Below are 10,522 nucleotides of genomic sequence, written 5' to 3'. Positions count from 1 at the left end.
TGATAAAGTCCATTAGATTCTCAAGAATTATCTGATGTTTGTTTTCCTCGGCTGCCAGTTTAAGAAGTATCTCCTTCTCAGATAACTCGTTTGTTAGTCTTGCCTGATCAAGATAAAGTTTGATGCTTTCCTTTTCCATCTCTACCGCATGCTCGTATGCATCAAGATTCGTTGCATCGATTTCGAAACACTTCTCATCCTTAAGCATCTCCGAGAACATATTCCTGGTAGTCTTGAAAGTGTATGTTCCCTTATACCTGTAGTTTCTGTCCTCAAAACCCCTTATTATCTCATAGTGCCTCTGCTCATCTTCCGCAAGCATCTCGAATAGCTTCTTCAACTGCTCGTCTTTAGCGCATTCTGCCTGTTTTGCGTAATAAGCCTTGCCGTCCTTTTCCAACTTAAGGGCATAATCGATAGCGTTCATCTAAAACCTCCTTTGGAGAATCGCAAAAACAGAAAACCATCCGATTCTGACAAAAAGCGGGCGGCGGTGAACCACCCGCAGAATTCACATTGAATCAATCAGAGGCAAGTCTCCTGTATGTTTCATACCTTTCTTTAGCGTCTTTCTCAGCCTTCTCGAACAATTCATCGGCAATATCGGGGAACGTTGATTTAAGAGCGCTGTATCTCACTTCACCCATCAAGAAGTCGACAAACGACTCTTTTGGTTCCTTCGAGTCAAGAATGAAGGGATTCTTACCCTGTTCCTTCAGAAGAGGATTGTATCTGTAAAGATGCCAGTAGCCTGAAGCAACAGCTCTCTTTTCCTGCTCTTGAGTTTTTCCCATTCCGATCTTTATTCCGTGGTTTATACATGGTGAATATGCAATGATTAGAGACGGTCCAGGATATTTCTCAGCCTCAGTGATCGCTTTGATCACCTGATTCTTGTCTGCTCCCATTGCGACCTGGGCCACATAAACATATCCATACGTCATTGCCATCCTGCCTAGATCCTTCTTCTTCGTTCTCTTTCCAGAAGCTGCAAACTTCGCTACAGCAGCTCTAGGCGTAGACTTGGAAGATTGACCACCGGTGTTTGAGTATACTTCGGTATCAAATAGAAGAACATTGACATCTTCCCCTGAAGCAAGTACATGATCAAGACCGCCGTAACCGATATCGTAGCCCCAGCCGTCTCCACCGAATACCCACACGGATTTCTTAATTAATAGATCCTTTCTTTCCTCAATTTGCTTCAAAAGAGCGTTGACTCTCTCGTTTCTTGATCCCTTTGATATCACATTGAGAATGCCAAGAGTAGCTGCCTTTGAGGCTTTTGCATCGTCCATTCCTTCAAGCCAAGCCTTGAAAGGCGTCTTCATGTCCTCGGGAATATCCTGCTTCAGAAGCTCTTCCATTATACCGGCAAGCTTACTTCTGCCGTGCTTGACCGCCATCGCCATCCCAAATCCATATTCGGCATTGTCTTCGAACAGAGAATTCGCCCACGCCGGCCCTTTGCCGTCGCTATTCTTGCAGTAAGGAGTTGCAGGAGCCGAGGCTCCCCAGATTGAGGAACAACCGGTCGCGTTGGCTATAAGCATTCTATCTCCAAATAGCTGTGTAACAAGCTTGGCATAAGGTGTTTCACCACAGCCTGCACAAGCCCCTGAGAACTCGAGGAGAGGCTTGGAGAACTGGCTCCCTTTGAGTGTCTCAACATTCATGACATCCTTCTTCTCAGAAACTGCTGTAGCAAATTCCCAGTTTGGTACTTCTTTCTCTGTCTGCGTATCAAGAGGTTTCATGACTAGAGCCTTATTTGGAGACGGACAGATATCTGCACAGTTACCGCAACCCGTGCAGTCTAGCGGCGAAACTTGAATCCTGTACTTCAGCCCCTCGAAAGTCTTTCCACCCATTGCTTTCTTAGCTTCGAAGGTTGCAGGAGCCCTATTTTCCTCTTCTTCGTTTATCAAGAACGGCCTGATCGCTGCATGTGGGCAGACATAGGAGCATTGATTACACTGAATACAGTTGTCGATCTGCCATTCCGGAATCATGACCGCAATGCCTCGCTTCTCATATGCGGACGTCCCATTTGGGAACTCTCCGTTTTCTCTACCAACAAAGGCAGATACGGGCAATTTGTCTCCCTGTTGCCTGTTCATGACATCTGCGATGTTTCTCACGAACTCAGGTCTTCCAGATTCTTCTTCTTTAACTTCTTCTTTCGCACTCTTCCAGGAATCTGGAACATCTATCTTATTCAAGGCGTCTATTCCGCTATCGACCGCCTTGTAGTTCATCTGTACTACCTTCTCACCTTTCGTGCCGTAAGACTTCACGATCGCGTCCTTTAGATACTTAACTGCGTCTTCTATAGGTACGACATTTGCCAGTTTAAAGAATGCCGACTGCATTATCGTATTTATCCTCGTGCCAAGTCCAATCTCCATTGCAATCTTAGTGGCATCGATGGTGTAGAATTTGATCTCGTTTTCGGCAAGGTATTTCTTCATACCGGCAGGAAGATGCTTGTCAAGCTCCTCGAAATCCCAGCTAGTGTTAAGAACGAAAATGCCGCCCTTTTTGAGTCCCTCAAGCAATTCATATTGATACACATAGGACTGTTTGTGGCAAGCAACATAATCTGCCTCATCAATAAGGTAGGTTGACTTGATTGGCTTCTTGCCGAATCTGAGATGCGATATCGTAACGCCTCCAGACTTCTTTGAATCGTATGCAAAGTAACCCTGAGCATACATATCGGTATGATCGCCGATTATCTTTATTGCATCTTTGTTAGCTCCGACAGTCCCATCGGAACCCAAACCCCAGAATTTGCAGCGAATAGTGCTATCCGGAGCGGTATTTATTCTCTCTTTGATCTCCAGAGAAGTGTTGGTAACATCGTCTACGATACCTATCGTGAAGTGGTTTTTCGGTGTCGAGAGCTTCAGATTGTCGTAAACTGCCTTTATCTGAGAAGGGGTTGTGTCCTTGGAACCGAGTCCGTATCTTCCCCCATAAACCTCGGGAGCGCCCTTTTCACCACAGAAGAGAGTCTTCACATCTTCATATAATGGCTCTCCAAGAGAACCCGGCTCTTTCGTTCTGTCGAGAACGGCTATTCTCTTGACTGATTCCGGGAAAACATCATAGAAGTGTTTCGCGGAGAAGGGTCTGTAGAGATGAACCTTGATGACTCCTACCTTTTCACCCTTCTTCATCAGGTAATCAATGGTCTCCTCTATCGTATCGGTGACAGAACCCATAGCGATAATAACGTTTTCTGCATTGGGGTCACCATAGTAGACAAAAGGCTTGTAATCTCTGCCTGTGATCTTCGAAATCTCTTCCATGTAATCGGCCACAATATCAGGAACAGCGTCATAGAATCTATTTGATGATTCCTTCGCCTGGAAGTAGATATCGGGATTCTGGGCCGTTCCCATCGTCTTGGGGTGATCTGGATTTAGAGCCCTGTCTTTGAACTCCTTTAGCGCTCCATAATCGAGAAGTCCCTTAAGGTCCTCATAATCCATAACCTCAATCTTCTGAACTTCGCTCGAAGTTCTAAACCCATCAAAGAAATGAAGGAAAGGAACTCTCGACTTGATTGCAGAAAGATGTGCCACAGAGCCAATGTCCATGACTTCCTGAACACTTCCTGAAGCCAGCAAAGCAAATCCTGTCTGTCTCGTAGCCATTACATCAGAATGATCACCGAAAATCGAAAGCGCGTGACCGGCAACTGCTCTAGCACTGACGTGGAATACACCGGGCAAGAGTTCTCCGGCAATCTTATACATGTTCGGGACCATTAGCAACAATCCCTGTGACGCCGTAAAAGTAGTCGTCAGAGCTCCAGCAACAAGCGAACCGTGAACCGCACCGGCCGCTCCGGCTTCAGACTGCATTTCTATAACGTCAACCGGCTGCCCAAAGATATTCTTCATTCCATTTGCTGCCCAAGCATCTGCAAGCTCCGCCATAGATGACGAAGGCGTAATGGGGTAAATAGCCGCAACTTCCGTAAAAGCATAAGCAACATGGGCGGCAGCGGTATTACCGTCCATGGTTTTCATTACTCGTGCCATCCTAAACCTCCTGTAATCCTGAAATTATCTCATATCTATTGGAAAACATAAAATTATATTCTGCAGCAAACACATAGAATAGCAAGCAAGAAATCTGGCTGCTCATTAACATTATAGAACATCTTTTCGCTGCTTACACAGATGTATCTTTTCGATTTGACAAATCAAAGATAATCTCTGTAATGTGATGGTAACAGTCATTTAGGAAAGACACAAGGTGCGGTTGCCGTCTGAAGATAAGAGTTGGTCTCCTGAAGAAGGTCTCATTTGACCAAAGGTTTTATAGATCATTTCGTGTTGCTTCCAAGAAGATTATCGCCCTTCGGCATTTCACCGTTAAACTTCAGGGATTACACAAAGCGAGTGCAACTGCTGAAGATGAACTAGTTCAGATCGGTTGTCTGAAGCCACGCAATGATATCGTTTCTTTCTGAACAGTCTGGAAGCATTTCAATCGCTTTCACTATGGCAACTCTGGAAAACTCAACTCTGATTAGCTCTCGTTTCAGTTGTTCAATGAAATCCACATCCATCGAGTCTGAATAAACTATCACGTCGGATATAATTCCCTTCTTCGATGTAAAAAGCAGCTCGATACCTCCCCAGGAAAACCTATTGCCAATTTTGAAATTGAATTCCGGACTCTTTCCCAATAGCCATTCCTTAGAAGAATACTTTCCGTAAAGCGACTTCACATCTGGTGACTTCCTTAGTTCGTCAAAATCCAAGACTTCGTATATTCTGCCGTATTCTTCAGCGAACCCCATATACATTGCCTCTTTCATTCTTTCTATGGTAAGATCAGGTTTCAGCTCTCTTAGATTCACTACTCTAGAAACGACAGACTTAACTCCCTTCGATTCTATCTTTGCTCTGGAGACATTCAGATATTCAGAAAGTCTTCTCGTATCTACATCAACGAGGATAGTTCCATGGTGATAAGAGGCATACTGTCCATGGTAGAAAGCATTTCCAGAGAACTTCCTTCCCTCCGCGAGAATGTCATTTCGACCACTGAAATGAGCATCTATACCTACCGATTTTACCCCGTCCACAATTACCGATAGTTGCCTGTGAAGATCGTACTCTCTTTTTGGCAAGAGGAAGGTAAAGTTGAGGTTTCCAAGATCATGAAAAACCGCACCGCCTCCGGATAGTCTTCTTGCTAACTTACCTCCATCTCTGTGAAGGTTGTCCAGCCTGCATTCCTGCCAAGCGTTCTGGTTTCGACCAATCACTACCGTGTTCTCGTTTTGCCATAGGTAAAGAACGATGTTTTCTTTGGCAAATGAATATAGAAGATACTCTTCGACTGCGAGGTTCAGCCAGGGATCAAATGAGTCAGATTCAACAAATATTGTACTAGGGATTTTACCTACCTCCGATACCAAGAGTTTCGATTTCTCTTCTCACATACATGTAATTCGCTCCTGTTAGATAGCTTCTTGGATCTCTACACTGATCGTTAGAGTCTACGATCTCAAAGTGGAGATGAGGCCCGGTTGCTCGTCCTGTCTCTCCAACTCTGCCGATTAGCTCCCCCCTGAGAACTCTCTGCCCTACATAGACGCTTATTCTGTTAAGATGAGCATACCTTGTCTTGGTGCCGTCATAGTGTTGGATTATTATATTTAGTCCGTATCCTCCGTTTTCCTGGGCTTCTATAACCGTTCCATCCTTCGCAGCAAAGACGGGAGCGTCCTTCTGGACTGCTATGTCCATACCGGAATGAAAGGTTGAGGCGCCGGTGAATGGATCTTTGCGCCAGCCGAACTCCGAAGAAATCTTCCCATAGACCGGCCAGGTGAACTGTGTACCGGGATTTGCATTGCCGCACACGTTTATCGAATCAAGCGGAATGAACAGACTTTGGCCGGGATATATATAGGAATTGCAGCTAAGATTGTTTGCGACCATTATATGCTCTGCAAGCGCAAAAAACAGCCGAGCAATGTAATCGATGGAATCACCGTACTGAACCTCATAGAAGAAGCCATCTCCAGTAGGAAGGTAAATGAACTCACCCGGTTCCAGCTGACGGGGATCGCTAATGCAGTTCAAATCGAGGACAGTGCTTATTCTCAGGTTATAATCCCTGATTATATTGAAGAGGCGATCGCCTGGCCTGACCAGGTATTTGATAAAACCAACTCCAAAGGCAGTTGCTAGGGAAAATATAAGTATAATGGTAAGCGTTAAGAGAATCTTAGCTCTCATCTGAAACCCCCAAACCATTTTTTATCCGCAAAATAATACAAAGAATTCTAGTTCATTTGAACTGATAGTAATTTTAATAATATCACAGCGACAGTCCTTAAAAGAAGCTCTCTCTTGAGTAGATTTAATTATGATGCATTATGGCTTCCAACAAACAAATTCCAGCTCCCGAAGTCTCGGTTTCTTCTTTGGGCGAAAAGCCAAGTGGGCTTTGATTAAACTTAAACCAACATTTACTTCGAGTCTTGCAACTACTTGAGACTGTCATAGAACGGGATATCTCCAAGATAATCCCCTGTCTTCTTCATCTCATCAGTCCTGATGAATACTCCTTTTTCGGTCTCAACTTTTCTCAACTGAGAACCCATCTTCCAATTCCCTTTTTCATCTTTACAAATCAGACAAAACACGAATACGTCGCACTTATCAATGATCTCTTCGCGTGTCCACTCCTCACCATATTCGTGGGTCTCCCCCACATTTGGATGGATAAGTGCCGCCTCAATTAGCCAGGTCCCATTTCTGTCAGAGTAACTAGCTGCCGAAACCCAATAATCTATCTTCTCAAACATGGTCTTCCCCTCCTTATCTCAGGATACAAAAGTTCTCACCTTTTCTGCTACTCTTGAGGAGAGAGCATCTTCTTTGGAGGTGAAAAGCGTGACTTTTGTCAACGACACTTCGCGGTCACCAAGAGCGCAAGTTAGACCTATAGCGCTTGAAAGAGTCAAACTTGAGGGATTCGTAAGCAGATATCAGGAACTTATGAAGTCGACGAGTCTCTCTCTTCAATATGAGTATCTGGAATCGACGGGAAGAATAGAAAACTTCAGAAAGGCTGGACGGAAATCGGAAGGAGTCTTTACCGGGTGGTTTTTCAACGATTCCGATGTATACAAATGGATAGAGGCGGCTTCTTATTCGCTACCGTATAATGAAGATCCCGAAATCAGGGAGAGAATCGAGTCACTGATATCACTTATTGAGGAAGCTCAGGCTCAGAACGGCAACGGATACATAGACACTTACTTCATAGGTGATCGGACTTCGGAACGCTGGAAAGACCTTAAGAACATGCATGAACTCTACTGCGCGGGTCATCTTATTCAAGCAGGGATAGCATATAAGAGAGCTTCAGGTGATGAGAAGCTTTTCGTAATCGGCAAGCGAGTGGCCGACGAAATTCTGGAGACTTTTCATGACGACGACAGTGAAGTTACTACCGGGCATCCCAATCTAGAAATGGCATTGGTTGAGCTTCATCGCGAAACCGCCGACCGTGCTTATCTGGAGTTCGTGGAAAGACTCATAGATAATCGCGGAAAGGGCTATGTAGGTGGTGACGAGTATCATATTGACCATGCTCCCTTTAGAGATCTCAAAGAACTTACTGGACACGCAGTCAGAATGCTTTACTTACTCGCTGGAGCGGCCGACGTATTTCTAGAGACAGGCGATGAAACGCTCCTCGCAGTTCTCGAAAGACTCTGGGTCGATCTGATCGCGCGAAAGATATATATCACGGGCGGAGTTGGCTCAAGATATGAAGGAGAATCGTTTGGCGAGGCGTACGAACTGCCAAGCAGAAGAGCATACGCGGAAACGTGTGCCGCAATTGGAAATGTATTCTGGAATTGGCGTATGTATATGATTTCCGGCGACGCAAAGTATCTCGATGTAATGGAGCGGACTTTCTACAACGGTGTCCTTTCTGGAATCTCTCTCGACGGTAAACGATATTTCTACGTGAATCCTCTGGAGGATGCCGGAAAGCACAGCCGAGAGGAATGGTTTGAATGCGCGTGTTGCCCCCCCAATATCGCAAGATTGCTCACATCCTTCGGGGGCTACATTTACGGTACTACTTTGAACGAAATAAGAGTCAATTTCTACGAGGAGAGCAAGTCTGCAATTCCCTTTAGGGACGGTGAGGTGGCGATCATCCAGAAGACAGCCTATCCTCATTCCGAAGAAATCGATCTTATTATCTCCACCGATCTAGATACAGACATCTCGATTCTCCTAAGAATTCCTGAATGGACCGAAGGGGAGTTTGATCTTCAAGTAGACGGCGTGAAACAGAAAATAAGACCTGAAAGAGGTTTTGTGAGACTTGAAGGCAACTGGAAGGGCAAGACAGAGATTTCGCTCACATTTCCGATGAGAATCAGGTTGATGACCTCTAATCCACTTCTAAGAGAGAATACCGATAAAGTTGCTGTCCAAATCGGCCCGCTGGTTTACTGTGCTGAAGGCGTAGACAATCCTTCTTTTGATGTGCGTACGTTGTCTATCCCTTCGAGAAAAAACTTAGAACTCTCACGAAACGATACGCTCACGGGAAATCCAGTCACATTAAGTGGAAAGGGAATCGCTTATGATATTAACAACTGGGACAAGAAGCTTTACAACTCGCTCGGTTCTGTGAAAAGCAAGAGCGAAAATGTAAAATTCTCTCTTATTCCCTATTATGCGTGGAATAACAGAGGAAATTCACCGATGTGTGTTTGGCTTCATATGCACTAGAGATTCCTTTTCGTAACTCTGACTGAGGATTCGTACTAGCGTTTTGACTTTTCGGTTTTCGCGTTCAACTTGAACTGGACACGAATCGATAGGATAATAGTTGAGTTAAGACTCTTAGTGTATCTTCTGGAGTGTGAATGATTTGCGAAGTATTCTTGCAGTCTTTCTATTGGTTCTGTCAGCAGTCTGTTCATCGTTTTCTGGACAGATAGTCTTCAATGGGAACCTTATTTATTACGAGATAGAGGGGACCGAAGGGGAACTAGTAGTAGTAATAAGTGATGGGCCCGGTCTTGACAGCTCTTACATGACAGGTATCTTCCAGGAAAGAAGAATCCTAAGGTACGATCACCTTGGAAGCGGGAAATCGGAGAATTCGTCCTCTATAGACATCGACTTCCAGTACTATATATCTGAACTAGCCGCACTAATATACTCCCTAGACCTAAACTCTTTCCATTTAGTTGGTCATGGCTTTGGAAGTGCAGTAGCCGTAGGGTTAGCTCTGACAAATCCTCCCGGACTCCTCAGTCTTGTAGTGGTCAATCCAAGACTTAACTATCCCGCGATTGATCTGGCAATATCCGAACTAAGAGAAACGGAGCCAACGAATGGGTTCGACAAATACAACTTTTTGCTTGGCGGTATTTCTACTGAAGACAGAGCCAAAGGTATTACGGACGATCTGATTAACAGGGCGACCTACAGCCTCTTCTGGGGTGAGGATCCAGCCTCGATTGAAGGCAGACTTCGTGGACTGGACTTGTCTTCAGGTTTACCCGACCTTCGAGTGCCTATTTTGGTCTGCGTTGGGATCAAGAGCTTTCCGGGGATCGCGCATACCTCAGCCTACCAGTCTGGAGCTCCGAACAGCGAATTTGTGACATTCATGAACAGCGGTCACTTTCCAATGATTGAAGAAAAGGCTGCTTTTGAGTTGATCGTCGACGGCTTCTTCAAACGGGTTGAAGAGAACTCGAGCATAGGAATACTCCCGAAAACAAGCCGTGAGATTCTTCAAGGAAATCCTGGAGACAGAGTATTCGGTCAGGAAGACCTGGAGAGAAACGTGAACATGCACATAAGTGAGGATTTTACAGTCATGCTTCCTTCAAGTCCTGGAGCTGGCTATTCGTGGAAGATTAGTAGCTTCGATGAAGACATAGTGAGGCTCATTTCAGATCCCTTCTACGAAGAACCAATAGAACAAGGCAACGGCTACGATGTGTTTAGCTTCAGAGTGGTTGGGTCCGGATCAACCCGAATCACGTTTTCATTCGGCTCCATTTGGGACGAGACTCCAATGAGAACTTGTTCAATGTCGCTAGATGTTGAAGAGTATTCTGTTGAGCCCCTAACCATTACAACTCCGGATTCTGGAAAAACCTTCATTGTTGGACTGAACGAACCGATCGAGGTCGTACTAGAATCACCAGTTGATTCTGACCTGAAATGGCGAATAGCATCAACAAATCCCGGAATCCTTAGACAGCCGGAAGAAAGCGAAACCAGGGTATCTGAAAATCCATTGTATGCAGCGAAAGTAATCGAGCAAGTATACTATTTTGAAGGAATGAACTACGGTACGGCGTCTGTTCGCTTTGACTACGGGAGTTCCTGGGAGGATCTACCTCCAGAAAGAACATTCGAGGCCACTATAGTAGTCGCAGAGCCCGTTAGAGAGTGTATTATTATTCAGGATTCGGACAATGGCAGAACAATTGAGA

At 45.0% G+C, this 10,522-nt stretch carries 7 protein-coding genes; 2 read left to right on the top strand and 5 right to left on the bottom strand.

The features are described 5' to 3' along the window. From B3K91_RS11315 to B3K91_RS11295, 5 genes are all read right to left on the bottom strand, one after another. A partial coding sequence (locus B3K91_RS11315) for a ferritin family protein (RefSeq protein ID WP_292595180.1) occupies positions 1-427 on the bottom strand: 427 nt, incomplete at its 3' end. A gap of 94 nt (positions 428-521) precedes the next feature. Beyond that, on the bottom strand, positions 522-4,052 hold the full coding sequence (gene nifJ, locus B3K91_RS11310; RefSeq protein ID WP_292595178.1) for a pyruvate:ferredoxin (flavodoxin) oxidoreductase: 3,531 nt from the start codon (positions 4,050-4,052) through the stop codon (positions 522-524). A gap of 383 nt (positions 4,053-4,435) precedes the next feature. Continuing rightward, positions 4,436-5,443, bottom strand: coding sequence for a lipoate--protein ligase (locus B3K91_RS11305; RefSeq protein WP_292593021.1), 1,008 nt, complete (start codon positions 5,441-5,443; stop codon positions 4,436-4,438). Further along, positions 5,424-6,269 carry a M23 family metallopeptidase gene (locus B3K91_RS11300; protein ID WP_292593020.1) on the bottom strand — a complete coding sequence of 282 codons (846 nt, stop codon included), beginning with the start codon at positions 6,267-6,269 and terminating at the stop codon, positions 5,424-5,426. The genes B3K91_RS11305 and B3K91_RS11300 overlap by 20 nt, the downstream gene beginning before the upstream one ends. 251 nt (positions 6,270-6,520) lie before the next feature. Then, positions 6,521-6,841, bottom strand: a complete 321-nt coding sequence (locus B3K91_RS11295; RefSeq protein ID WP_099829763.1) for a hypothetical protein — start codon at positions 6,839-6,841, stop codon at positions 6,521-6,523. An 88-nt stretch (positions 6,842-6,929) separates the two neighbouring features. Here B3K91_RS11295 and B3K91_RS11290 point away from each other — a divergent pair, with 88 nt between their 5' ends. After that, entirely contained in the window at positions 6,930-8,795 is a 1,866-nt protein-coding gene (locus B3K91_RS11290; RefSeq protein WP_292595175.1) for a glycoside hydrolase family 127 protein, read from the top strand. A 142-nt stretch (positions 8,796-8,937) separates the two neighbouring features. Continuing rightward, the coding region (locus tag B3K91_RS11285) for an alpha/beta fold hydrolase (RefSeq protein ID WP_292595173.1) at positions 8,938-10,522 on the top strand (1,585 nt) is incomplete at its 3' end.

Source organism: Mesotoga sp. UBA5847 (genome assembly GCF_002432735.1).
In the GTDB taxonomy this organism is placed as follows: Bacteria; Thermotogota; Thermotogae; order Petrotogales; family Kosmotogaceae; genus Mesotoga.
This window is presented reverse-complemented; position numbering and strand designations above follow the sequence as displayed.

Bases quoted from the DNA above. Each gene is read 5' to 3' on its own strand.
- B3K91_RS11300 (WP_292593020.1), bottom strand. From the start codon at position 6,269: ATGAGAGCTAAGATTCTCTTAACGCTTACCATTATACTTATATTTTCC.
- nifJ (WP_292595178.1), bottom strand. From the start codon at position 4,052: ATGGCACGAGTAATGAAAACCATGGACGGTAATACCGCTGCCGCCCAT.
- B3K91_RS11295 (WP_099829763.1), bottom strand. From the start codon at position 6,841: ATGTTTGAGAAGATAGATTATTGGGTTTCGGCAGCTAGTTACTCTGAC.